At 52.7% G+C, this 23,654-nt stretch carries 24 protein-coding genes; 2 read left to right on the plus strand and 22 right to left on the minus strand.

The window, feature by feature from the left end; all coding sequences use genetic code 11:
* The 5 genes from ELY38_RS05580 to ELY38_RS05600 form a co-directional block, all read right to left on the minus strand.
* Complete coding sequence (locus ELY38_RS05580) at nucleotides 1-195, minus strand: hypothetical protein (protein WP_127060518.1); 195 nt, start codon at nucleotides 193-195, stop codon at nucleotides 1-3.
* A gap of 153 nt (nucleotides 196-348) precedes the next feature.
* Complete coding sequence (locus ELY38_RS05585) at nucleotides 349-549, minus strand: hypothetical protein (protein ID WP_127060519.1); 201 nt, start codon at nucleotides 547-549, stop codon at nucleotides 349-351.
* A gap of 153 nt (nucleotides 550-702) precedes the next feature.
* On the minus strand, nucleotides 703-2,418 hold the full coding sequence (locus tag ELY38_RS05590; protein WP_127060520.1) for a flagellin N-terminal helical domain-containing protein: 1,716 nt from the start codon (nucleotides 2,416-2,418) through the stop codon (nucleotides 703-705).
* Between the two features lie 484 nt (nucleotides 2,419-2,902).
* On the minus strand, nucleotides 2,903-4,300 hold the full coding sequence (fliD, locus tag ELY38_RS05595; protein WP_127060521.1) for a flagellar filament capping protein FliD: 1,398 nt from the start codon (nucleotides 4,298-4,300) through the stop codon (nucleotides 2,903-2,905).
* 172 nt (nucleotides 4,301-4,472) lie between these two features.
* Nucleotides 4,473-4,709, minus strand: a complete 237-nt coding sequence (locus ELY38_RS05600) for a hypothetical protein (RefSeq protein ID WP_127060522.1) — start codon at nucleotides 4,707-4,709, stop codon at nucleotides 4,473-4,475.
* Nucleotides 4,710-5,251: 542 nt separating this feature from the next.
* Between ELY38_RS05600 and ELY38_RS05605 the strand changes: the two genes are divergently transcribed.
* Complete coding sequence (locus tag ELY38_RS05605; protein WP_127060523.1) at nucleotides 5,252-5,578, plus strand: hypothetical protein; 327 nt, start codon at nucleotides 5,252-5,254, stop codon at nucleotides 5,576-5,578.
* 455 nt (nucleotides 5,579-6,033) lie between these two features.
* Here ELY38_RS05605 and ELY38_RS05615 read toward each other — a convergent pair whose 3' ends face one another.
* Both ELY38_RS05615 and ELY38_RS05620 read right to left on the minus strand, forming a co-directional pair.
* A complete protein-coding gene (locus ELY38_RS05615; protein ID WP_127060525.1) occupies nucleotides 6,034-7,272 on the minus strand; it encodes a type II toxin-antitoxin system HipA family toxin in 1,239 nt (412 codons plus the stop codon).
* Nucleotides 7,269-7,565 (minus strand): helix-turn-helix domain-containing protein, encoded by a 297-nt coding sequence (locus tag ELY38_RS05620; RefSeq protein WP_127060526.1) that lies wholly within the window; start codon nucleotides 7,563-7,565, stop codon nucleotides 7,269-7,271. Before ELY38_RS05620 ends, ELY38_RS05615 begins: the two co-directional genes overlap by 4 nt.
* Before the next feature lie 202 nt (nucleotides 7,566-7,767).
* Here ELY38_RS05620 and ELY38_RS05625 point away from each other — a divergent pair, with 202 nt between their 5' ends.
* On the plus strand, nucleotides 7,768-8,769 hold the full coding sequence (locus ELY38_RS05625; RefSeq protein ID WP_127060527.1) for a serine hydrolase domain-containing protein: 1,002 nt from the start codon (nucleotides 7,768-7,770) through the stop codon (nucleotides 8,767-8,769).
* Here ELY38_RS05625 and ELY38_RS05630 read toward each other — a convergent pair whose 3' ends face one another.
* The 15 genes from ELY38_RS05630 to ELY38_RS05700 form a co-directional block, all read right to left on the minus strand.
* A complete protein-coding gene (locus ELY38_RS05630) occupies nucleotides 8,770-9,330 on the minus strand; it encodes a YqhA family protein (RefSeq protein ID WP_127060528.1) in 561 nt (186 codons plus the stop codon). It lies immediately after the preceding gene.
* A gap of 48 nt (nucleotides 9,331-9,378) precedes the next feature.
* On the minus strand, nucleotides 9,379-9,972 hold the full coding sequence (locus ELY38_RS05635) for an exopolysaccharide biosynthesis protein (RefSeq protein ID WP_127060529.1): 594 nt from the start codon (nucleotides 9,970-9,972) through the stop codon (nucleotides 9,379-9,381).
* Entirely contained in the window at nucleotides 9,965-10,429 is a 465-nt protein-coding gene (locus ELY38_RS05640) for a tellurite resistance TerB family protein (protein ID WP_127060530.1), read from the minus strand. The genes ELY38_RS05635 and ELY38_RS05640 overlap by 8 nt, the downstream gene beginning before the upstream one ends.
* Before the next feature lie 107 nt (nucleotides 10,430-10,536).
* Entirely contained in the window at nucleotides 10,537-11,544 is a 1,008-nt protein-coding gene (gene yejK, locus ELY38_RS05645; protein ID WP_127060531.1) for a nucleoid-associated protein YejK, read from the minus strand.
* A 43-nt stretch (nucleotides 11,545-11,587) separates the two neighbouring features.
* Nucleotides 11,588-12,349: an ABC transporter permease gene (locus ELY38_RS05650; RefSeq protein ID WP_127060532.1), complete on the minus strand. Its 762-nt coding sequence runs from the start codon at nucleotides 12,347-12,349 to the stop codon at nucleotides 11,588-11,590.
* The gene (locus tag ELY38_RS05655; protein WP_127060533.1) at nucleotides 12,346-13,281 is read right to left on the minus strand and encodes an ABC transporter ATP-binding protein; all 936 of its coding nucleotides are present in this window, start codon (nucleotides 13,279-13,281) and stop codon (nucleotides 12,346-12,348) included. Before ELY38_RS05655 ends, ELY38_RS05650 begins: the two co-directional genes overlap by 4 nt.
* Before the next feature lie 130 nt (nucleotides 13,282-13,411).
* Entirely contained in the window at nucleotides 13,412-13,690 is a 279-nt protein-coding gene (locus ELY38_RS05660; RefSeq protein WP_127060534.1) for a peptidylprolyl isomerase, read from the minus strand.
* A 78-nt stretch (nucleotides 13,691-13,768) separates the two neighbouring features.
* Nucleotides 13,769-14,896 (minus strand): serine hydrolase, encoded by a 1,128-nt coding sequence (locus tag ELY38_RS05665; protein WP_127060535.1) that lies wholly within the window; start codon nucleotides 14,894-14,896, stop codon nucleotides 13,769-13,771.
* A 10-nt stretch (nucleotides 14,897-14,906) separates the two neighbouring features.
* On the minus strand, nucleotides 14,907-16,013 hold the full coding sequence (locus tag ELY38_RS05670) for an acyltransferase family protein (protein ID WP_127060743.1): 1,107 nt from the start codon (nucleotides 16,011-16,013) through the stop codon (nucleotides 14,907-14,909).
* Between the two features lie 173 nt (nucleotides 16,014-16,186).
* A complete protein-coding gene (locus ELY38_RS05675; protein WP_127060536.1) occupies nucleotides 16,187-16,474 on the minus strand; it encodes a hypothetical protein in 288 nt (95 codons plus the stop codon).
* 364 nt (nucleotides 16,475-16,838) lie between these two features.
* Nucleotides 16,839-18,584 (minus strand): IlvD/Edd family dehydratase, encoded by a 1,746-nt coding sequence (locus ELY38_RS05680; RefSeq protein ID WP_127060537.1) that lies wholly within the window; start codon nucleotides 18,582-18,584, stop codon nucleotides 16,839-16,841.
* 56 nt (nucleotides 18,585-18,640) lie between these two features.
* The gene (gene araH, locus ELY38_RS05685) at nucleotides 18,641-19,660 is read right to left on the minus strand and encodes an L-arabinose ABC transporter permease AraH (protein ID WP_127060538.1); all 1,020 of its coding nucleotides are present in this window, start codon (nucleotides 19,658-19,660) and stop codon (nucleotides 18,641-18,643) included.
* A 23-nt stretch (nucleotides 19,661-19,683) separates the two neighbouring features.
* Nucleotides 19,684-21,177 (minus strand): L-arabinose ABC transporter ATP-binding protein AraG, encoded by a 1,494-nt coding sequence (gene araG / locus ELY38_RS05690; RefSeq protein ID WP_127060539.1) that lies wholly within the window; start codon nucleotides 21,175-21,177, stop codon nucleotides 19,684-19,686.
* 39 nt (nucleotides 21,178-21,216) lie between these two features.
* A complete protein-coding gene (locus ELY38_RS05695; RefSeq protein ID WP_127060540.1) occupies nucleotides 21,217-22,212 on the minus strand; it encodes an arabinose ABC transporter substrate-binding protein in 996 nt (331 codons plus the stop codon).
* A 76-nt stretch (nucleotides 22,213-22,288) separates the two neighbouring features.
* The gene (locus ELY38_RS05700; protein ID WP_222845109.1) at nucleotides 22,289-23,518 is read right to left on the minus strand and encodes an aldose epimerase family protein; all 1,230 of its coding nucleotides are present in this window, start codon (nucleotides 23,516-23,518) and stop codon (nucleotides 22,289-22,291) included.
* Nucleotides 23,519-23,654 lie beyond the last annotated feature (136 nt).

The raw sequence follows: 23,654 nt of genomic DNA on the forward strand, positions 1-23,654 counted from the left end.
TCACTCGGCTGCGCGCGCGGGCACCGCTGGCGTTTTAGCGCGTTTACCCGCAACGGTTAGCCAAGAGCCATCCGGTGCGGCCAACCCTAGCACTTCTCTTTTGCTGACAAAGAAATAGCCAACGATCACCAACGTATTAAAGCTTAACCAACCTGCCGCAATGGCCAGGGTCAACGCCAACGTATGTGCGTTCATTGCTCAAGTCCCACTACTTTTTTTATAAGGCGGTAAGTATTGGCTAGATAAGAAAAAAATCAATTTTAATTAGCCTAGCAATTAGTACTATGAGGTAGTGCAAAAGAAGATCCAAAGTTCGAAGTATCAGTTACATGTGTTGAGAATTAACGACTAGTTGTCATCTTTTAGCATAGCTAGCGTATGTTCACGCTGCTGCTTGACAGCTTTATCGAGGATATCGAGAAGGTAGGCATAATCGGCAGGCATGGCTTTATCCAACCCGCGGGCTTCAGCCTGATCGATAGTTGCTTGAGTTTCTTGGATGAGTGTTTCTAGCTCAAGTATAACGCGCTCATGTTCATCAGGGCGCATAACCACCTCCTAGCAACATTTATAAATCGGTGATTTAGCTTAGAGAATAACTTCACGCTTGCTACTAGCACTTAAATAAAAACCGGCTCCAAAAGGAGCCGGTTCGTTAAGCCTTATGATGATATATTTATCTCATCTTAGCCAAAAGCTAGATTAACCCAGCAAAGACAGGACGTTTTGCGGCAGCTGGTTAGCCTGGGCTAGTACAGAAGTGCCGGCCTGTTGCAGGATCTGCGCACGAGTCATGTTGGCCACTTCCACCGCGTAGTCGGCATCTTCAATACGCGAACGGGCGGCAGAAAGGTTGGTTTCGTTAGTGCTCAGGTTAGTGATAGCAGACTCGAAGCGGTTTTGGATCGCACCAAGGTCAGAGCGCAGGGAGTCAACCTGATTCAAGGCAGCATCTAGCGCTTTAAGAGGATCTTCTGTCCGCCCTTCAGACGTTTTCAGATCAGTAGTCAGCTCACCGCTGGCCGTAATATTTAGAGTGCTACCTTTACCATCTGCTTCGGTAGTAAAAGTGCCGTCATCATTTTTATAAAGGTTAGTTGTGTAACTCGCGTCTGTGGTAACAGCAAACGTTTGGCTACTGCCATCGGCATATACTGCAGCACCGCCACTAGTAACGGAATTTTCACCAGCAATGACTACGTCTGTAGCAGTACCATCAACATCGGCTGCAGCGACAGTAATATTGTTAGTAGTGTTAGAGGCTGCTACCAGGTCAGAAGCTTTGATGCTTGCGCCTGTAACAGTTACACCACCAGCAGTATCAGTACCAGTAAAAGTAGTACCATCTTCTAATTTTAAGCTTGCATTTGAAAGGTTGTTAGTAGCATCAGTATCTAGCTTCGCCATTAAGCTATCAACAGTTGCAGCTACAGCATTTTCGCCACTATTTTGTGAAAGCTCTCCACTAGCAGTCACATAAAGATCTTTACCGTCAGCCGTTTTAATATTGCCTGAGCTATCGATGGATACATCAATTGTCTGGTTAGCGCCAAGCGAATAGGTAGCATTAACAGTACCTTCTTTCGGTACGATCGCGCCTTTGATATTACCTGAATCGCCAGTTGCAACGGCTACTCCATATGTAAAGGAGTCACTATCCTTGTCATACGTGTAACCAGGAGCAGAAGCGGCAACACCGAATGCTGTATTACCGGCAAACGTTACAGATGTATTATCCGCTAACGATGAAAGCAACTCGCTACCAGTAAGTTTCTGGTTATCAGTTGACAGTACATAGGCATGAGTATCAGTTGCAGCAGCCGTGGCGATACGACCGCCAGCTTGTGCCTTGATATCTGCTTCTGATGCTGCTTTATTTTGAACTTCTTTCCCATCCACATTGAAGCCAGCTAGCTTGAGTGTGTCTGAGTTAATTTCCTTCAGGTTTACAGTAATTGCTTCACCGTCATTAGCACCAACTTGGATCTTAAGGCCTTGATCAGAAGATAGAACCTTGACACCGTTAAAGCTTGTTTCTTCAGAAATACGGTTGATTTCATTCAAACGCTGGTCAATCTCATTCTGGATTGAGGTTAAATCATCAGAAGAGTTGGTACCGTTTTGAGACTGAACCGTCAGCTCACGAATACGCTGCAGGTTGTCATTAACCTGGTTCAGCGAGCCTTCGGCAGTTTGTGCCAAGGAAATACCATCGTTAGCGTTTCGCTGAGCAGTTGCCAGACCAGTAATCTGGGCGCTCATGCGGTTAGCGATGGCTTGACCAGCAGCATCGTCTTTGGCGCTGTTGATACGCAAGCCAGAGCTCAGACGCTCCATGGAAGTTTGCAGTGAAGACTGTGATTTGGACAGGTTGGACTGGCCAATCATGGAGGTGATGTTGGTATTGATCACTGACATGGAATGATTCCCCTTTCTAAAAGACTGGCCAGAAGGCCCGCTGTTCGACGTGTTGTGCGTCGTTATACTTATTAACGGCGCAGCGGGGGAAAGCTTTAGGGGAGTTAGTAAAAAAAAGATGTAACGTTTAGTAACGAAGGGGTTAGGGTATTTGACATGGAGGGGTGGCAGAAAGTTATCATGGTCGATGCTGGGTTTATTTATAGTGGCGTCAACTGGCCTTACCCCGGCAGCACGGTGTGCTGCTTTGCGGGTGCCTCGCGGTGCTCGTTACGCCGCACTACATGGCAACGGGCGCTATTGCTTTTTGCGGCATAGCTGGGCAATGTGGCTAAGCTGCCTGTTTTGCGTTTTACATTCATCCAATCGTTAGGAAAACCATAGTCCTCCTACGAGGTGGAAAAGGCCTATGGTTGGCTGGGCGCAGCGCTGTGGGTGCCAAGTAGTGCTCGTTATGCTGGGCTACTTGGCACCGCTGCCGCTATTACTTTTTACGGCCTAGCTGGGCATCCAGCGCGTCGAATTGCTGAGTAAGGTACGAACTCATGCTGTTCATTTGTGCCACCATGGCATCGAGCTGGCTAAACTGGGTACGGTAACGGGCGATTGTTCCTTCAATGCTTTTTTCCATGCGCGCATAGCGGTCGTCCAAGCTTTTTACGCTGTTCTCAGCGCCTGTAATAGCCCCTTTAAGTACGCCATTACTGCTGGTCATTTGCTCGATGGAGCTGCTTAATTTGCCTGCTAAACCACCATCTTTTTTATCGCCGGCAAAAAACGCACTTAGTGCTTGGGGGTTGTCGGCAATTAGCTTATCAAGCTTATCTTCCTCAACCTTTAGCGTTCCATCGCGCTGTAACGTAATGCCCAACTGACTCAGCGTAGAAAGCTCACCGCCTTCAACCCCGCTGGTTAAAGTGCTACGCAGCCGGGACTCAATCGTGCGAATTGCTCTGTCGCCCAGTAGCTCGCCTGCATTTCCGCTATTGGCATCGAAACTGGTGAGTTTGCTCATCGTGCCTTTTAAATCGTTAAACGCTTTGACAAAGCCATTGATCGTTTCACGCTGTTTTAGAGTATTGCGCTCAATATTAACCGTGCTGGTAGCTTTTTCACCTTCGGCAATGCTTAGCTCACCTAGGTTAAGCGTTACCCCTTGAATCGCGCCCTCTACCTGATTTTTAGCACTGGTAATCGTAATGCCGTTAACCGTTAAGGAGGCGTCTTTTCCCTGCTGTTTGGCGCCAACCTCTGTCGCTTCGCCGAACGGGCCTACCACCACTGCATTTTGCGCATCTACAAAGTCAAAGCTTTCGATGGATGCGTCTTTGCCAGTGGCCTTGGAACTTAGTGCCAAGCGATAGCCTTCGCCATCATTAATAATCGTGGCATTAACACCGGCGTCTTTATTCGCGTTGATCGCATCACGAATATCATTTAGCGAACTGTTGGCACCAAGCTCAATGTTGACCGACTCACCACCCCCAAAGTTTAATTTGAGCGCAGTAGCACCTTGCAAATCGAGTGGCTTGTCTTTCTCGGCAACACGGCTAGAGGCGAGCGAGCCGGATGTGGCCAGTTGGCTGACCTCCACCCGGTAGCTACCCGGCAGCGCACTTGCCGAGGCAGTAGCCTTAATGCCATCGCCACGCACATTGGCGGAAAGGCTTTGGTAAAGCTTTGGATCGTTGACCTTGGCAACCGCATCCTGGAATGCATTGAGCGAGGTTTGCAGCTGCCCGTAAGCGGAAATTTTGGCTTTCTGATCGGCTTTTTGCTGCGTAATCGGCGCTAATTTACCACGCTCGGCTTCTTGAAGCTGATCCAGTAAGCCGGTGAGATCCAACCCAGAACCTACGCCAAGTGAAGTAATCGTTGCCATGTGGTTCAGTCCTTTATAAGCGGTAGACAGAGGCAAGTAGTGATGGAACTAATTAGTTCGTTTATCGGCTGATGAAGACCAAACTTTAGCTATATTTTTTGGCTGCGACTAAAAATGCCTAGCACCTAGTACAAGGCATTTTGTAAGTCATTAAATTCGCCTATTTAATGAATCAACGTTGGTTGGCCTGTCCTAGCACTGCAAGCTGCTGGTTCAAGTAGGTACTGGCTTGGTTCATTTGCGCCACCATACCGTCCATGGCTGAAAGCTGCATGTGATAACGCTCCATGGTTTGACTGGTACAATTTTCAAAGCGCTCATTTAACGGAATAAAGTAGATTTCTGATGAGCCAAGAACACTTTCAGAACGATCGCCACCACCTACAAGACGCTCAAGTACTGATACCATTTGATTTGCCATCCATGTATTACCGCTTTTATCTAATATATTCAGAAAGATTTATATAAACAACACATTAGTTATACGTTTATTAGATACCGTATCTCATCATGTACCGCTACTTCGGCGGCTTTTGCCCGCTTTGCGTATAAATACTAAGAAGCTAATTTAAGAAACAACTAATCTTAGCCTGTATATTCTAGGCTATTAGACATGATATCTAAGTTCTATCGAGATTAATTAAGTATCAAATAGTAACCAAAGGTAAACTTAGCAAGTCTCAACCTTTCCAGCAGAGGTTTTATTTCTTCAAGTTATACGATTTACCATAAACAATAATTAACTTTTGCAATAAGTTACCTGTTAAATAATACAGAAAATGGATTTTATAAAATAAGCTGGCATAGCTTGGCGATAATCTATGACATTTATGTTAAAGCAATAAAAATTAAGAACTGCCATTGCGCATTAGACCTTGGTCTTACACCACCTATGCTCTACAATGCGCTGCAACACGCCCATTCAAGCGCCGTTTTGCAGGACGCCGTACTATGCTTTCTCAGCACTTAGATTACGCTAGCCAAGCAGCCATTCCTTCCAACGTTCAACGCAGCCTTCGTCACTGCCTGTCCTCCGCGGCGGAAATGCTTTATGACCAGGGCTACGTGCTTGAAAGTATTACGCTCGCGCAACGCGGCTTGGCTGAGCGTGAGCTTGATGCTTTGCGTACCCAGGCGCCTGAGTGGGCAGCATGTCAAGATACGCTGGAAATAAGTAACGCCGCCACTTTCAATGCGTATGGTCGCTTTGTGCTAACGCCTATGGGCCGAGAGCTGATGTTTGACATGTTTGGCCAGGGGGCGGCCGACTGCGCTTAGGTTCTGCCTGAAAAGTGCCTATGCTCGGCAATACGGCGTTAAAAATTGGCTCAGAATACTCATTTACAACGTGTAAACTCCGTTTCTTCGCCAATTTTTGCCTTGTCTTGCCTTCGCTCGCCGACTTTTCAGACAAAACCTAGAGAAGCCCTCACGTAAAAACAGACGTGCACAAAAAAGCCCACAGGTGCTGCCTGTGGGCTTTTTATTGGCGCGATTAACGCAGGCCGAGCATTGAAAGAATGAACAGTACAACGACAATCAGACCTACGATATAGATGATATTACGCATATTGGCGCTCCTTGCTAGTTTGCGTTTTGGATAAAATCAAAGGGTTGCTTACGTCTAAGTAACGCTTTCAGCCTAGCAGGCTTTTCAACTCTTTGCGTAATGCTCCTGTATTTCCCTTTTAGAAGGCAGAAAATGGCTAGGCTTGCGTGGCCGTATGTTAGCGTTATCCGAGGCGCTGGCGGTTCTCATCGAATGCTCGCTGAATTATTTTTTGCTGCTGGGTATCGATGTCTAATTCACGGCAAAGGAACGGCCATTCGGATAACGCATCAAGGGTTTGCTCAATATAGAGGTCCGGGTTCAAGTACTTGAAGGGAGCACAAACCTGTTTGAGCTTTTTACGGGTAGCCAAGCCTGCCCCACTGAAAGACGTTGTATGCTCATCTGCGTAGCCCCGAACAGGGGCGTAAGTCAGGTCGTACGCAGGGGCCAGTGTCCATCGCCCTTGATCATGCAAAAAAGCGAAGTTCTTAGCATGGTCATCGTGATTGTGGGTCAGGGCGTTGAACACCATCAACCTCGCCATGCGCTCAACGTCTTCTGCGTGGCGGGTGAACGCGCTGGTTGCTTTGAGTAAATCCAAATAGTCCAGCGATGGAGCGCTGTAATCGGCATAAAGAATGCCGCTAGCGGTCAGCATGTGAATTTTGCGATTACCGTTGCGATCAAAACGCTGAGTAGAAAAGAAACGCTCGGTTTTTGTTGAGGAATTAACCTCAATCAGCTTGCTCGCGGCCATTTTCACACCCGCCTGCTCTGCCAACACCGAGTAGGCGTACTCAATGGCTCCCGTATTCCTATGCTCGGTTGGTGCGCGGAATTTCACTAGCCAATGCTGATAGTCCGCAGGAAGCTCCTGAAAAGATGTAGTGCACTGCTTACCATCAGAAGATAACGCAACGACCACCTTGGGGTGGGCACCTGCTGGGGAACCACCAGCTAATCGCAAAGCATCCAGAGTGGTCGCGGTTTCACCTTCGTAGACAGCGTTAGCTGCTTGATAGAGTTGGGCCAGGTCAATATCACTGTCGTCCGAGGTACGTTCAATAACGGGACGATACTCCAATGCCCCCATTCCCTTGTCGGCCATATAAGCTAGCCGATCAAGAGGTGAAATATCTCTCCGGTCTTTTCCATGTTCGGCAAGGAAATAGCGATCCATGAGCAGCATTCCCCACCCATCTGGCAGTGAGTCAGCAAATGCGCCTGGTAGACCAGCAAAAAGAAGTGGATCGGGCGCCTTCTGTGGCTGGGTAGTAAAATCCATGTTCAGAGGCGATAAATTGAAGCCTTCCGCCACCCACTGAGGGTGATAGGCAAAGTAGATGCCCTGCCGGCTAGCGACCAACTCCCCTACAGGGTTACCTGCTAACAGCACCTCTACGGTGTTGATACGCTTCATTTTCGACCCCGAGCACGCCCTGTTTGCTTGATTTCTTCAAGTGATATGGGGCGCTCATGTTTGAATAGCTCGGCAATTTGGCGCGTGGTGCCCAACGCCGTGGCAATGAGCACCAGGCTATCGAGGGTTATTTGCCCACTGGATTCGAATCGTTTGATGGTTGACTCTGAAATACCTGTCATCTGCGCCAAGGTTTTACGGGAAAGGTTCTTCGCCAGCCGCGCTTCTCGTGCATTGGCACCAACCTGCTGAGACAGTTCGCCAGGGGCAAGCAAGGAGTGAGTCAGGGCCATAGGAAACCTTTAAATAATGGTCTATTTATAAACTATTATAAACTATAAACGATTATAAAATTCCAAATATGACCTTTTAATAGTTAGACACTAGGCTCCAGACCAAAACGGCTGTCTCGTTTTACTTCCAGCGGCTATCTGCTGCGGAACCTCTCCCGCTTCTAAACCTCGAACCTTTGCCACTAATACCGAAGGTGTCGTGATGCGCGCTACTGCCTTGTTTATTTCGTTTGCTGTTGTTTCCCTGTTACCCACCGTCTATGCAGCCGCTGATGCACCTTCTGCGCAGGCACTTCAAGCGTTAGATCAGCAAACCCGCCAACTACATCGCGTACACAACGTGATAGTGGCCTATGATGGCGAGATTATTCACGAGTTTCACCAAGGCGGCCAGGGTGTCGCATCGCCTGCCAATATTAAGTCGCTGTCAAAAACCGTACTGGCCGCCATTACAGGGGCTGCCATTGAAGAAGGCATTATTGAATCCACCGAGCAACCCATGGCGGCGCTTTTCGGTGAGCACTTGCCAGCAGGCCTTGACCCGCGCGTTGAGGATATTACCGTGGCGCATCTGCTTGCCCAGCAGGCAGGGCTTGAGCGTACTTCAGGCAGTAATTACGGCGCTTGGGTGGCAAGCGCCAACTGGATTAACGATGCGCTAACCCGCCCGTTCGTCGATGAGCCCGGCGGACGTATGCTCTATTCAACGGGCACAAGTCACCTGCTTTCAGCCGCACTAACCTATGCAAGCGGTGAAACCACCCACGCACTGGCACAGCGTTTGCTGGGCGAACCACTCAATATCGCCATTCCGCCCTGGCTACGCGATCCGCAAGGTATCTATTTTGGCGGCAACGACATGCAGCTTTCGCCACGCGCCTTGATTGAAGTGGGCGAGCTTTATCGCAACGATGGCGTCGTCGAAGGTAAGCGCATATTGCCCGAAGGCTGGGTGGAAGATTCATGGACACCGCGAGGCACCTCATCCTGGACAGGCGATGGCTATGGGTTCGGCTGGTTTATTACTCAGTTGGCTGAAGAGCCCGTGTATTACGGGCGCGGGTATGGCGGTCAGGCGCTGTATGTGATTCCAGAGCGTAATATAACGATGGTTATCACTTCAGATCCTACACCGCCTTCTCCGGGCGGGCAGTTTCAGCAGCAGTTAAATGAGCTGGTCATCAATTTGTTACAACCGCGCTAGCTATTCACCCTTGTGTGACTTGCCCATCAAATAAAGAGCGGCGGCAAGCGCCAGCACGGATAACGCTAGGTAGATAGCCTCCAGCGGGGTGGTAAAGCGGATATCCACCACAGCGCGGAAGAACTCGATAATGACCGCTAGAATAACTACACGGGCAATTTTATCTTTTAGCTGGTCGAGAGAGGCAACGTTAAAGGGGTGTTTGGGATAACGTGCTTCCGCCCGGTCAATCCGTGATACAAACAGCCGATAAATACCTAGCCCGAAGATCAGCAACACAATTGCGATCAGATAGATGTCGATTGCGATAATGATATCCGGCACCAGATTCTCGTGAATATCCTGGGAGCTCCCCACCAAGTAGTAGTGGATCACATCGCCAACGACCTTGAGGATATCCAGGGTACCCACCACAAACAGCGCCAGTGAGCCTAACAGGCTAGGTACAATCGCCAGCAGTACCAGAAATCGCGAGTTCCAGAGCGCAGCTTCAATACGCCGTTCCCAAGCCGACTGCTCATCCGGCGTTTTAGGTGGGGGTGTGGTTAACGGGTCAGACATTGCACCATTCCTGCCTTGGCCAATACATCATGAGCGCGCCTATATGCGTTATAAAAGATACATAAGCATCGCCACAAACGTGGCTGCGGTAATCAGAAAGCCTAGCGAAAGCACCAGCCCATCGCGTGCGACAAGCCCCAACCCAAACAGAGTGAGCGCGAGACCCGCGCCGTTGGCAGTAAAAGGAATAAATTCCATGGGAGGCATGGCCAGCGCGACTAGCAGGCAAGCAAGCGCCGTTGCGCGAATGCCCACATAGCCGGTCATCCACTTAAAGCGGGTGCCCAGTAGGCCATCTACCCACTTGGCGGGCTTTCTCATGGCGTGAATAGCTTTATCGAACCGCTTGCGGGATACCGAACGATTCAACATCCATTTAGGTAGCCAGAACGTTTTTCTGCCAGCCAGTAGCTGCGTTGACACCAAAAGCACCAGCAGCGCCATCAGGGTGGGCATACCGGGTATATCGCCAATCACCGGAGCCAGGGTGATGAGTCCGGCAATTAATAAAAGCGGCCCAAAGGAGCGGTGCCCTACGGCGTCCACGATATCTTCAACGCTTACCTTGGGCGCACCATGCTGCATCTGCTCCATCTTCTCAAGCAGCTCAGTTAGATTGGTTGCCTCAGTTGGTTCACTCATGCGCCTCTCGGTATTCCTTTACCTGTAGTTTGGTGCGAATAAAATCCCCGTGACTGACGTAAAGCAGATCCGCCAAGCGCCGGATACGGTGCTCCTCAAGCGGGTCCACGCTGCCATCGGCCCAAGCCAGTTGCCACATTAGCGCCACCAACTCACAGCGCTGTGCATAACTGTAGTGTTCTTTTACCAAACTGACGAACTGGTAGTGATCTACCGCCTCCTCCACCTCTGCTTCGGCAAGCGCCATGAGTTCTTCAACTTCACGCTCGCTCAGCCGGTAGCGGGCGAGGAGCATTTGACGTAACGCCGTGCGTTCTGCATCACTTGCATCATAGTCAGCGCGTATCACTTCGCAAAGCAGTGCCGCAGTGGCCAGTTCAAGAGTAAGCGTATGATTTTCGCGCCGCTCGGGCTCGGCCAGGGCACGTTGAAAGAAGTGGGTAATCGCATCCAGCATGAGGTTCCCCTGATGATACGTGTATTTGAACATTCGACGGCAAACAGCCTACTAAGTGCCGCCGCCATCGCCCACTACCCACTTTTATGCCTTTCACTACTCACACTTCACGACTTACGTTTGGCAAGCTGCTCTTTTAACTGTTTGGGCACCTGCTTGATGATCAGCCGGTCCTGGCCTTCGTCATACTCAATGCTGGAACCTAAAAGGTGCGAGTCAAAGCTGATGGATACGCCGCCGGCCCGCCCAGTAAACCGGCGAAATTGACTGATGGTACGCTTGTCCGGTGGGATTTCGTCAGCCAATCCGTAATCGATGTTACGGATATGCTCATAAAACGCCTTGGGCTGCTGCTCATCTACCAGTTCTGAGAGTGTTTCCAGGGTCATGGGCTCGCCCCGGCGCAGCTGCCCGTTGGCGTAATCCACCAGTGTGTCGGTTTTTTCGCGGCTGGCGTCTTCGTCAAGGTCCTCTTTCTCAACATAGTCGCTAAACGCTTTTAGCAGCGTGCGGGTCTCATGAGGGGCGTCAATGCCCTCCTCCATACCCAATAACACCGTCATGCCCTCGGCAAGCTTTTTGCCTCCACGATCTTTCAAAAAAGACACGTACTGGGTGCCAGGCGTTTCACTCTGCCATTGGGTCAGGTTGATACGGGCAGCGAGCGTCAACTGGCTGGTATTCAACTGCGCGGCGGGCACGGCTTGGTGGTCTTCGTTAATGCCAATGCCTTCACGCTGATGCACCAGGGCGATAAACAGGGTTTCGGTATCGCCTTGGCGAATATGCGCCAGCAACAAATAGCCACTTACCGAAAGCTGCGCCTGCAACTCGCGGGCCAGCCGCTCGGCAATGGCCGTAGAAAGCTGGGTAAAATCCTGCGTGCCTGCCATATAGTCACGCAGCCAGGCAAGCAAGGGGCCGGCTTGGTCGCCCTCTTCAGCAAAGCTTCCCCAGCCTTTGGCCTTGGTGTTGTATGTGTCATTCAACGTATTAACCAAGCTCGCCATGACCGGGTCATCGCTTTGGGCAGGTGCGGGCGCTGCGGTCAGCGTTAAGCGCTCACCATCAAGCGACGGGTCCAGGCGATGAACAATACTATGCAGTAGCGGCATAAGGGGGTATCAGCTCCAAACGTTAAAACATGAAGAACACCGGTTACGGCTTCAGGCGATAGCCGGTACGGAATATCCAGGCAATGGTGACAAGGCTCGCGACGAGAAACAGCGAAATCATGGCCACACTCGCCGCAACGCTTACATCGCTGATGCCGTAGAAACTCCACCGAAAGCCACTGACCAGATACACCACGGGGTTGGCAAGCGTGACGGTCTGCCAGAAGGGGGGCAGCATATCAATCGAGTAGAAGCTGCCGCCGAGAAAGGTGAGCGGCGTAATCACCAGCAGCGGTACCAGCTGGAGCTTGTCAAAACCATCCGCCCAGATACCGATAATAAATCCGAGCAAGCTGAAGGTGACGGCCGTCAGCACCAGGAACGTCAGCATCCAGAATGGGTGGGCGATCTCCAGCGGCACAAAGAAGCTTGAGGTGGCGAGAATGATCAGCCCCAGAAGGATCGACTTGGATGCCGCCGCCCCCACATAGCCAATCACCACTTCAAGATACGAAATGGGCGCTGACAATATCTCATAGATACTCCCCGAGAACTTGGGAAAGAAGATGCCGAACGAGGCATTGGAAACACTCTGGGTCAGCAGCATCAACATGATCAACCCCGGCACGATAAAGGCGCCGTAGCTTACCCCACCAATCTCACTGATGCGCGAGCCAATGGCGGCGCCGAATACCACAAAGTAGAGTGAGGTGGAGATGACCGGCGAGACGATGCTTTGCAACATGGTGCGTCGCGTACGCGCCATTTCCGCCATATAGATGGCGCGAACAGGGTAAAGATTCATGCGCGCTCCTTGACCAAATCGACAAAAATATCTTCAAGCGAACTCTGCCGCGTATGCAGGTCTTTAAAGGTGATACCTTCACGCTCAAGAGTAGCCAACAGCGCAGGAATGCCATGGCCTTCTTCTTCCTGCTGGCCATCATAGGTATACACCAACTCATGGCCATTGGCCGCCAGGCTCAGCGCTTCATGCTGCAGGGTACCGGGCAACTTGGTGAGCGGCGTCTGTAACTGCAGGGTTAGCTGTTTGCTACCCAGCTTTTGCATCAGTGCCGCCTTCTCTTCCACCAGCACGATTTCACCGCGGTTGATCACGCCGATACGGTCAGCCATTTCCTCAGCTTCTTCAATATAGTGGGTAGTAAGAATAATCGTGACACCGCTTTCGCGAAGCCCACGCACCACTTCCCACATATCCCGGCGAAGCTCAACATCCACACCCGCCGTTGGCTCGTCCAGAAACAAGATGCGCGGTTCGTGGGAAAGCGCCTTGGCGATCAGCACACGGCGCTTCATGCCGCCAGAAAGGGTCATCAAACGGTTATGGCGCTTATCCCATAGCGCCAGGGACTTCAGTACCTTTTCGATATGGGCTGGATCGGGCGCTTTGCCAAACAGGCCGCGGCTAAAGCTGACCGTGTTCCATACTGTTTCAAAGGCTTCGTTAGTCAGTTCCTGGGGTACCAGACCAATACGTTCCCGCGCCTGGCGATAGTCACTTACACTATCAAAGCCATCAATCAGTACTTGGCCCTGGGTCGGGTTCACCAACCCACACACCACGCTGATCAACGTGGTTTTACCTGCACCATTAGGCCCCAGCAGGGCGAATATTTCGCCACGCTGAATGGTTAAATCCACATGGGTAAGCGCCTGAAAGCCACCTTGGTAGGTTTTATTCAGGCCGGTAATCGAAATAATCGGATCGTTCAAGGCGTACTCCTTACACCACAGTGTAAAAGCCGCGACGTGTGAGCAGTTTTTACGCGAGACCACGCAGTTAAAGCGAAAAATAAGCCGTGCACGCCTTATGGCGATGCACGGCTATAGAAACACTAACCGCTTAGCCGCGGTCAGTGATTTCGAGCAGGTGGTAGCCAAACTGCGTTTTTACCGGGCCGTGTACTTGATTCAGTTCACCGCTGAAAACGACTTTATCGAACTCAGGCACCATCTGGCCGGGGCCAAAGCTACCTAGATCACCGCCTTGACGACCAGACGGGCAGCTTGAGTGCTGCTTGGCCACTTCGGCAAAATCACGGCCGTTTTCGATTTCCTGTTTAAGGGCTAAGCACTGCTCTTCACTGTTAACCAGAATGTGACGGGCGCTGGCACGTGCCATAACAAACTCCTTCATTTAACCATCATAGTGGGCCATTAGTTTACCACGCCCGCGTATGGGTTGTGGTGTCAGCCGAGATCAAGGCGCGCCAAGCGCACCGCTGTAACGCAGCGCCTCACCCACCCGAGCCAGGGCGCGTTCGTGATCGCTTACGGCGAGCGGGCCACGGCTACAGGTCACGATGACCCAAGGGCCAGCACGGGTATTTTTGTCGTCACGCGTCGCGATGCCAGCATCACAGCTACGCCGGTGTTGTGTACCGGTTTTATGCGCGAAGTTGACCGCATCGCCCATGCCCGCCTTTAAACGCTGTTCACCCGAATGGGTTCGCTGCATGACGTCCAGCAATGCTTGGCGCTGATCGGCGTTTAGACCGCTCTGCGTCCCGTTATACAAACTGGCCAGCAGGTCACCGTAAGCTCGCAGCGTGCCTACGTTTTCACCGGTGGCTTCATAAGCATCAAATGCGTAATCATAATCAGGCTGCAGGAGTGCTGATGAGTTAACGCCCAACAAACGGGCAAGTGCAGAGGGGCGCTGGTTCAGTCGGTGCTGGCGCAAGGCGATAAAATCCATACCGCTTAACGCTCGGGCATTCGGGTGCAATTGCCCATAAACGCCTTGGCGGACGCCCACTAACCGGGTAATCGGGCCGATATCCTCAGGCCGACCGCCATTTGCCGCCACCATGGCGTGGGCTCGGGTATTAACGGCATCAAGCCCTACCCGATTAATCAACATATCCGACGCCGTGTTATCGCTGATGGTAATCATCTGCTCCAGCAGGTAACGAATCGAGATCGGCGTGCCGGGGTCGTGCCAGTTCACCGGCCCAGCGCCGTCCACAAAATCGCTACGTGAAAGCGTTATACGCTCATCCAGGGTCAGCATGCCCGCCTGACGCTCGGCGAGCACTTGCGCCGCGATAGGCACCTTCACCAGCGAGGCGAGATACCAAGGCGTATCTGCCTGCCACGAATACGCCTCTCCCGTGGCCAGGTTTTGCACATAGACCCCAAGCTCGCCTTTAAAGACCTCTTCGATGGCGGCCATGCGGGCGTTTAAATCGCCTTGCCAAGTGCTCTGCTTATCGACTTCGTAGTACCAGTTGGCCTCGTACCCGTTAACATCGTCCCCATTAACATGGGCGCTCAGCGCCAGCAAAAATGTCAAACCGACTAGCCAGCGTTGTAGTAATCGCAACAAAAATCTCCTATTAACGGTGTGCGGAAATCCAGCGGGTTAACCAGATCCAGAAGGCGGCGCCAAGAATTAACACGCCACCAATGCCAAGCGCCTGTGGATAGGTGTACATGCCCTCACCCTGCAGGAGAAAACGCAGCACCAGAAAAATCATCACAATATGGAAAATAAACGCTTTAAGCGCATCGCTACCGACCACGGTAAGCGGCAATAGTGTCTTGGCGGCCAGTGCGCCACCTGCCAGGGCCAACCCCAGCAGCACAAGCGCGCCGCCAACGCTGAACAGCATGAACTCAAGGCCGGGCGGGTGTTTGCCAGCGTTATTGGCAACGGCAAGCATGGCGGCATAGGCATCCCCCTCGGTAAAGGCGACGCCATAAAAGGCAGCAATCATTAGCGCGCCTATCCCCAACAGCACTAGTACCAAACGGCGGCGTAATGGGGGCGTAAAGTAGCAGCGTAGCAGGGCTTCACCGATCAATAGCCCAATAAGAATCAGCGGTGCCCGGCTAATCTGGCCCCAGGCATAATGGTCCTGGTGATCTACCAGGAACGCTTTCAAAATGTCATTTCCGCCAAAGGTAAATCCCTGCAGCCAAGCAGCGAGCCCTGCCAATCCTGCAATCACGGCAAGACGACTCCAGAGAGGCGCCCGCGCCCAGAGCGGCAGGATTAACGGTACCCAAAGTAGTGCGATGGCATAGAACCCGAGGATCTCCACCCAAATGGCAAAACGCCCGTAAAGCAACGTATTAACAATATCAGCGGGGGCACTGAAGGGCAGCATTTCGATAATGACTAACGCCTTGTACCAGAACCAGACCTCTAGCGCGCGAAGCCACAGTTTCAAGCGCCGTTTGGGCCACCCATCCGTTTGCGTATGAGAAAGAAAAGCCACCGCCAGCGCGATGCCAAACACTAAAATGAACAACGACGAGGAGAATTTAGTTAAAAAATGCACGGGCACCATGCCCCAGTCGGGCACGTTTCGAATACCCACCAATCCGCTTACCGAGTGACTTACAATCATCAGGCCAATGGCGATACCACGGGCCAGGTCAATAGCCTCGATGCGCCCTTCGGCTTTGGGTAGCTGCGGTGTTTCCTTCCAGTTCACCACGATAAAGGCGTCCTTATTGTCGTTACGGATCAGGTGATTAATCACGTTTAACAATAGCCTATAAACCAGCCGCCTCTAAGCGGTCTTTAAACGCAAAAATGCCCCGCAATTGGCGGGGCATTTTGTGGCTCATCCTTGAGCCGAAAAAAGAGTCATTCCTTTAGCGGGCGGTATTACCACTGATTATCGCTGTCGGAATCCGTATCAGTGTCATACTCCTGCTCTTCTTCCTCTTCTTCATAAGTGAATTCTTGCTCTTCCTCTTCGTACTCAGTGGTTACATCTTGATCGCGCTCAGTATCGTAAGAGTTGAAGCTGCCTTGTTCATCCTGCATCGTCTCTTCTTGCGGCATGGGTTCTTGCTCGGTGCCACTTTCCATTTCAGCAAAAGCGAGCGGACTTGCCATCAGACCAAAAGATACGCCTAAAATACCTAGTTTTTTCAGAGCTTCCATTTTCATGTCGTGCCTCCTAAGTAATACGCTTTCTGTTACTTGATAAATTTAAATAAGAAACATCTAGCTAAGAACCATTCATCTTCCTAATGCTGCGTGCATCTCCCTGATGCTGTGTTCTTGATCTGAGTATTGCAGCAGGCATACCAACTCATGCCAGAAAAAGACAAAGTCTTTTTTATACAAAAGCTTAAATACAATAAATTAATACCAACTTATTAAATTCCCCTCTACTCACCTTTAGACTTTCTGGTTACCTTTGGCACATGAGCCCCGTTTGGTCGTGTCAACGGGGCGTCTAAGCCAAGATTTCTCAAACCGGCATCGTATTCATGCCTTGATAGCAGCTTTCAGCGAGCCACAGCACCTTTTAATGTGAGTGGCGCGGCACTTCAGCCCCACGACACCCCACCAGAAAATCGAAGTCGCAGCCCTCATCCGCTTGCAGCACCCGCTCGATATAGAGCTGGCGGTAACCGCCCTGGCTGGCGATTAACGTTGATGCAGCGGTGGGGTCGCTCTCGGCTAAGCGCGCGGCAAGTTCGGTATCGCTGATGTCCAGGTGCAGCCGACCATTGGCACAGTCGAGCTCAATCATGTCACCATTACGTACTGCAGCCAGTGGCCCGCCCGCTGCCGCTTCCGGAGCCACATGCAGCACCACGGTGCCATAGGCGGTACCGCTCATCCGCGCATCGGAAATACGTACCATGTCGGTAATCCCTTGAGCGAGGATTTTGGGTGGCAGGCCCATATTGCCGACTTCCGCCATGCCGTGATAACCGCGCGGTCCGCAGTGCTTCATGACCAGAATATCGTTGGCTTCAACGTCTAGGTCTGGATCGTTGATGCGTGCCTTGTAATCGTCGAAGTCCTCAAATACCACCGCACGGCCACGGTGCTGCATCAGCTCGGCACTGGCCGCCGAGGGTTTGAGCACCGCTCCGTTAGGAGCAAGATTGCCGCGCAGCACGCAGATACCACCGTCTTCGCGCAGCGGATTATCCAGTGGTCTAATCACCTCGTCATTATAAAGCGGTGCGTCTTTGACGTTTTCCCAAAGGGTTTTGCCGTTAACGGTTAACGCATCTTTAAAGGGCAGACGATCCGCATCACCCAACCGTTTCAGCACGGCGGGCAGACCACCCGCGTAGTAGAACTCTTCCATCAAAAAACGCCCCGAGGGCTGAAGATCCACTACCGTAGGGGTGCCGCGCCCTACCCGACTCCAGTCGTCCAACGACAGATCCACACCAATCCGCCCGGCAATCGCCTTGAGATGAATCACCGCGTTGGTGGAGCCGCCAATCGCGGCGTTGGTGCGGATGGCGTTATCAAAGGCTTCCTTGGTAAGGATTTTGGAGAGTCTTAGGTCTTCATGGACCATCTCGACAATCCGGTTGCCCGACAGGTGCGCAAGTACGTAGCGGCGCGAATCCACCGCTGGGATTGCGGCGTTATGAGGCAGCGAGGTACCCAAGGACTCCGCCATGCAAGCCATGGTTGAGGCGGTGCCCATGGTGTTGCAGGTACCCGCAGAGCGCGACATGCCCGCCTCGGCGGCCATAAAGTCGTGCAGTGAGATTTCCCCTGCCTTGACCTGTTCCGAAAGTTGCCACACCACCGTACCCGAACCAATATCCTTGCCCTTGTGCTTGCCGTTGAGCATCGGCCCACCGGTAACCACAATGGTGGGAATATCGCAGCTCGCCGCGCCCATCAGCAGTGCCGGGGTGGTCTTGTCACAGCCGACCAGTAGCACCACTGCATCAATCGGGTTACCGCGAATGGCTTCTTCTACATCCATGCTCGCCAGGTTGCGAGTAAACATCGCAGTCGGGCGCAGGTTCGATTCACCATTTGAGAACACAGGGAATTCGACTGGATAACCGCCCGCCTCCAATACACCTTTCTTCACATGCTCGGCCAGCTTTCGAAAGTGCGCGTTGCAAGGCGTCAGTTCTGACCAGGTATTGCAAATCCCGATGATCGGCTTACCCTGAAACTCATGATCAGGAATGCCTTGGTTTTTCATCCAACTGCGGTACATAAAGCCGTTCTTGTCGGCAGTACCGAACCACTGGGCAGAGCGAAGCGGACGCTTGAGATCGGACATGGGGTAGTCTCCGTAAAAAACGACAAGGTGTGGAAAAGGAGATAAAGGCGTAATCGTTAAGCCCGCTGACGACGGGTCTGTTTCCAGCGATCAAACATCACCGCTAGCAGTAGAATCGCGCCCCGCACCAGGTACTGGTAAAAGGTGGGTACGTTAAGCAGGCCCATGGCGTTTTGTACGCAGCCCATGATCAGCACCCCGACCACCACGCCGGTAATAGTGGCAACGCCACCCGATAGCGCGACCCCGCCCAGCACACAGGCAGAGATGACGGCAAGCTCCAGCCCCATGGAGGTATTGGGGTCGCCAAGCCCCATGCGCGATGCCAATAGCACGCCAACGACACCTGCCACCACGCCCTGAAGGCCGAACACAATAATCTTGAGGCGGCGGACATTAACCCCCGCAAGCGAAGCGGCTTCCGAATTACCGCCGGTGGCCAGTACATTGCGCCCAAAGGCAGTCATATTGAGCACCACACCAAAGACCACAAAACAGACCAGCATGGTCCACACCGGCAGCGTCAGGCCTAGAAAGGAGGCGCTGCCCAGGTCAAAGAAACCCGGCACGGTAATCATCACCGCGTCACCTCCGGACGTGATATAGGCAAGCCCGCGCACAAACTCCATTGCGGCCAATGTCGCAATCAGCGAGTTAATGCCAAACTTGGCAATGACCAGGCCGTTAAAAACCCCTACCGCGCCACCGGCAACAATGCCGCCCATCACGCCAATGAACACGCTACCGGTGCTGGTTGTCACTATCGCTGCCACCACGCCTGCAAAGGCCACCGTGGAGGCCACCGAGAGATCCACTTCGCCCAGTGCCAGCACCAGCATCATGGTGGTCGCCAGGCTGCCGATCAGGGTGATCGACAGCAGTAGACCGACCATATTCCGCCCCGTCAGAAAACCGGGGATGAACACGGCTAGCGCTACAAATAACAGTAGAAAAATGGCGATCAGTCCCGAGGTATCCAACAGCGTGCGCAGCGGCTTTATAAGCCCCTGGCGTCCTGCCGGACGCGTAGGCGTTGGTACATCGCCGTCGTAGGAGGTTGCTTTGTTCGTTGTCATTGTTGATGTCCTGAAAAGTCAGCTTACGCTGGCAACGCCAGCCCCAACAGTCGCTCAGGCGTGGCAGAATCACGCGACACTATGTCCACCAGTTCACCATCACGCATGACGGCGATGCGATCACAGATGGAACTCACCTCAGCCAGATCACTGGAGATCACCACCACGCTTTTCCCCTGTTCGGCCAGTTCGTAGAGCAGCGCGTAAATATCCCTCCGCGCGCCCACATCAATCCCACGCGTCGGCTCATCCATCACGAACAGGTCAATCTCCTCAGCGAGCCAACGGGCCAGAATCACCTTCTGTTGATTCCCCCCCGAAAGCTTGCCGATCGGCGTGCGGTGGCCGGGCGTTTTAACGCTGAGTTGCTGAATATAGGCTTCTGCATTGCGCCGTTCACGGCCTGGATGGCGAAAGGCGCCCCAGCGTTTAAAAAAGCGCCGACAGCTGATATTGAGGTTGTCAGCCACGCTCGCCACCGGAAAGATACCTTGGGATTTACGGTCCTCAGGGCACATGGCAATTCCCGCACGGATTGCCTCGGCCGGGCTTTTAAAACGTCGTGGTTCGCCCTTAAAGTGAACGCTGCCCGCCTTGGGGGCCTCGACCCCGCACACCAGCCGTAGCAGCTCGCTGCGCCCAGCGCCCACTAACCCAAACAGCCCAAAGACCTCACCGCGCTTGACGGAGAAGCTCACCGGCGCCTTGAGACCACGACCCTGAATCCCCTCCACATTCAAGACCACATCGCCCTGCTCACGCGTGCGGTACCCGTAAACATCGTCGATATCGCGGCCCACCATTTCACTGACGAGCAGGTCGTGATTCAACGCCGACATATCCTCATGGGTGCGAATACGCTGGCCGTCACGGAAGATAGTGACCGCATCGCACATCTCAAATACTTCTTCCATGCGATGGGTGACATAGAGCACCACCCGCCCTTCATCACGCAGCCGCTTGACGATGCGTTTAAGCTGGCGAATTTCCTGAATGGAGAGGCTACTGGTGGGTTCATCAAAGGCGATCACCTTGGCATCGCGCAGCAGCGCCCGGCCAATTTCGATCATCTGCTGCTGGCCGATAGAGAGTTCACGCACCTTGGTTGAGGGGTGGATAGCCCCCTCGCCCAGGTCAGCCAGTATCGCCAGCGCTTTCTGCTTTAACTGGCGGCGATCAATAAACCCTTTGCGCGTCGGCAGTTGGCCCAACAGCAGGTTCTCGGCCACCGACATGTTGGGCGAGAGGGTCAACTCCTGGTAGATAATGGCAATCCCTTCACTCAGCGCTTCCCTGGCGTTACTGAACACATGGCGCTGCCCGTTGATCCACAGCGCCCCTTCGGCAACCCGGTTAACACCGCTAAGCACCTTGAGCAGGGTAGACTTACCTGCGCCGTTCTCGCCCATCAGGGCATGGACCTGCCCGGCATGGGCGGCGAAGCTCACCTTATCCAGCGCACGCACGCCGGGGAAGACGACGCTAATCGTATCGAAACGTAGATAGGCATCAGACATGCGTAAGCACCCCAGTAGATAGTCCGTGACAGACCGCTGTTAAAGGCCTAGTTCTTCACGTACTTCTTCCCAGTTATCGCGCGTCATTAACGTACCGGTCGTTTCAGTGTTGGCGGATGGTTCCTGATCCTCGGCTATCCAGCGATAAAGATCTTCTGCCGTCTGACGACCGTGCATGGTGGAACTGACCGCAACGGTGCCGTGAAAGCCGGTAGGGTTATTTCTGGAAAACTCGGCAAACGCCGCGCCCGAACCGTTGATCCCCACGCCGATGACATCTTCCGCCGCCAGACCGTACTGTTCAGTTGCCCTAACACCACCGAGCACACTTTCTTCGTTAAGGGCATAAATGACCCAATGCTCGTACCCTCCACGCTGGGAAAGCACTGGCGATGCGGCCGAGAATGCTCCGTTGGTGTCGGTACTCTGCTGAGGTGCGTCGAAAATATTCTCTTCCGGGAAGCCTGATGCGAGCAGCGCTTGGGTGGCACCGTCTGTACGCTCTACGGCCGTCGGCAGCTCGTTGTTGGTAATACGCAGCGCGCCGACGTCCTGAGGATCCCAGCCACGCGCCTCCATTTCAGCGGCAATCGCTTCGCCTACCTGCTGGCCGATTTTGGTGCCCGACATACCCAGGTGCGGTACGCCTTCCATCGGTTCTCCGCTGGAGGTCACAAACTGATCATCCACAGTGATCACTTTCATGCCGTACTGCTCGGCACGGTTCATAATGGCAGGGCCCAAGCGTACATCGGGCGGGCAAATGACAAACCCTTGAGCACCTTGCGCATAGAGATTATCAATTGCACTAAGCACTTCCTGGCCGTCTTCTCCGCCTAAACGAACCACTTGAAAACCAAGTTCTTCACCTGCCTCGGTGGCCGCGCGCTGCTCGTTGATAAACCACGCTTGCTCCGGTTTTTTGACGATAAAGCCGATCTTCACGTCGTCACTTTGTGCCTGCACTGAACCTAGCGAAGCCAACATGATTGCGCTACCCAGCGCTAAACGCGTGAAAGTGGTTACGATACCCATTGTTGTGCTCCTAACGTTCTAGAGATTGTTAATGTTATTGTTGAAATCAGAGTCTGGTTTCGATCAGGCGTATGGGCTAAGTGTCCATTTCGTCCTGGGCAGAAAAGCGGAAGATCGTTCGTGAACGGTAAGTCTCTCCTGGCTCTAAAATCGTGCTGGGAAAGGTGTCCTGGTTGGGCGAGTCGGGGAAGTGCTGGGTTTCCAGCGCAAACCCGGAGCGCTGCGGGTAGGCTTGACCACTTTTACCGGTCAGGTCGCCGGTCAAGAAATTACCCGAATAGAACTGAATGCCTGGCTCGGTAGTTTCGATTTCCAGCATCCGTCCGCTTTGCGGCTCCCATACTTTGGCCGCTATCACTAGATCACCTTGTTCGGCGTCATCTCGGTTAAGCGCAAAGTTATGGTCGTAGCCTCCACCGAAAGAGAGCTGCTCGTTGTCCTGCTCAACCCGCTCGCCAATCGGTGTTGCCTGGGTAAAATCGAACGGCGTACCTTCAACTGGTTGCAGCTCTCCCGTCGGAATCAAGGATTCACTGACCGGTGTAAAGGCATCGGCGTTGAGCATAAGCTGATGATCAAGAATGGAGTCGCTTCCCTCACCCTTGAGATTGAAGTAGCTATGCTGGGTAAGGTTGATGGGCGTTGCCTTATCGGTCTCAGCGCGGTAATCGAAGATCAAGGCATCGTCATCGGTCAAAGTGTAGGTCACTTCAGTTTCCAGGCGACCGGGGTAACCCTCTTCGCCATCTTCGCTGGTATAGCGCAGCACAAGCCCCGTACCTTCATCATTCTTAAACGGCTCGGCCTGCCAAAGCACTCTATCGAACCCCTGTTGACCGCCGTGCAGATGGTTGTCGCCATCGTTGGTGGCAAGCGTATAGGTTTCACCCTCAAGCGTGAACTGCCCTTCGGCAATACGGTTGCCGTAGCGCCCGATGATGGCGCCGAAGTAAGGGTTAGCCTCGCGATACTCATCAGATAAATAGTCGTCCAACGAATCGAACCCCAGCACAATATCGTCGACATCGCCCTCCCGGTCAGGCGTCTTTAGCGACAGGATCGTACCGCCATAGTTGGCAACCCGCAGCTCAATGCCGTTGGCGTTAGTGAGCTGATAAACGTCAACTTGACGACCATCGGGCAGTTGGCCAAACACGGATTTGGTGACGCCATGCTCTGCTTCACTATTTGCCATGGGTTCCTTATCACTTTGAGCCTGAGCCACGTTTATCAGTAGCGCAGCGGTTCCTGCACTCAGCAGCAGTATTGAACCAGCGCGGCTTGATTTAAAGCGCATGAGAGGCATGTTATTTCCCCTGTTGAGGATGTTGTTATTAGCTCGACATCGTTGTTCTTGCGCAACATCGTTGTTATTGGCGCGATATGGTTGTCGCTATTACATGCCCCACAGTAGACAGCTCTACCATAACCAACCAATATGC

Origin of the sequence: Vreelandella nanhaiensis, from assembly GCF_003990185.1 — a bacterium.
GTDB lineage: Bacteria > Pseudomonadota > Gammaproteobacteria > Pseudomonadales > Halomonadaceae > Vreelandella > Vreelandella nanhaiensis.

Coding starts and splice junctions, on each gene's coding strand:
- ELY38_RS05635 (WP_127060529.1), bottom strand. CDS start 9,972: ATGAGTGAACCAACTGAGGCAACCAATCTAACTGAGCTGCTTGAGAAG.
- ELY38_RS05675 (WP_127060536.1), bottom strand. CDS start 16,474: ATGAAAATGGAAGCTCTGAAAAAACTAGGTATTTTAGGCGTATCTTTT.
- ELY38_RS05680 (WP_127060537.1), bottom strand. CDS start 18,584: ATGTCCGATCTCAAGCGTCCGCTTCGCTCTGCCCAGTGGTTCGGTACT.
- ELY38_RS05585 (WP_127060519.1), bottom strand. CDS start 549: ATGCGCCCTGATGAACATGAGCGCGTTATACTTGAGCTAGAAACACTC.
- ELY38_RS05695 (WP_127060540.1), bottom strand. CDS start 22,212: ATGGGTATCGTAACCACTTTCACGCGTTTAGCGCTGGGTAGCGCAATC.
- ELY38_RS05600 (WP_127060522.1), bottom strand. CDS start 4,709: ATGGTATCAGTACTTGAGCGTCTTGTAGGTGGTGGCGATCGTTCTGAA.
- araH (WP_127060538.1), bottom strand. CDS start 19,660: ATGACAACGAACAAAGCAACCTCCTACGACGGCGATGTACCAACGCCT.
- yejK (WP_127060531.1), bottom strand. CDS start 11,544: ATGCCGCTACTGCATAGTATTGTTCATCGCCTGGACCCGTCGCTTGAT.
- ELY38_RS05640 (WP_127060530.1), bottom strand. CDS start 10,429: ATGCTGGATGCGATTACCCACTTCTTTCAACGTGCCCTGGCCGAGCCC.
- ELY38_RS05590 (WP_127060520.1), bottom strand. CDS start 2,418: ATGTCAGTGATCAATACCAACATCACCTCCATGATTGGCCAGTCCAAC.
- ELY38_RS05660 (WP_127060534.1), bottom strand. CDS start 13,690: ATGGCACGTGCCAGCGCCCGTCACATTCTGGTTAACAGTGAAGAGCAG.
- ELY38_RS05650 (WP_127060532.1), bottom strand. CDS start 12,349: ATGAATCTTTACCCTGTTCGCGCCATCTATATGGCGGAAATGGCGCGT.
- fliD (WP_127060521.1), bottom strand. CDS start 4,300: ATGGCAACGATTACTTCACTTGGCGTAGGTTCTGGGTTGGATCTCACC.
- ELY38_RS05620 (WP_127060526.1), bottom strand. CDS start 7,565: ATGGCCCTGACTCACTCCTTGCTTGCCCCTGGCGAACTGTCTCAGCAG.
- ELY38_RS05700 (WP_222845109.1), bottom strand. CDS start 23,518: ATGCCTCTCATGCGCTTTAAATCAAGCCGCGCTGGTTCAATACTGCTG.
- ELY38_RS05580 (WP_127060518.1), bottom strand. CDS start 195: ATGAACGCACATACGTTGGCGTTGACCCTGGCCATTGCGGCAGGTTGG.
- ELY38_RS05630 (WP_127060528.1), bottom strand. CDS start 9,330: ATGTCTGACCCGTTAACCACACCCCCACCTAAAACGCCGGATGAGCAG.
- ELY38_RS05605 (WP_127060523.1), top strand. CDS start 5,252: ATGCTTTCTCAGCACTTAGATTACGCTAGCCAAGCAGCCATTCCTTCC.
- araG (WP_127060539.1), bottom strand. CDS start 21,177: ATGTCTGATGCCTATCTACGTTTCGATACGATTAGCGTCGTCTTCCCC.
- ELY38_RS05625 (WP_127060527.1), top strand. CDS start 7,768: ATGCGCGCTACTGCCTTGTTTATTTCGTTTGCTGTTGTTTCCCTGTTA.
- ELY38_RS05615 (WP_127060525.1), bottom strand. CDS start 7,272: ATGAAGCGTATCAACACCGTAGAGGTGCTGTTAGCAGGTAACCCTGTA.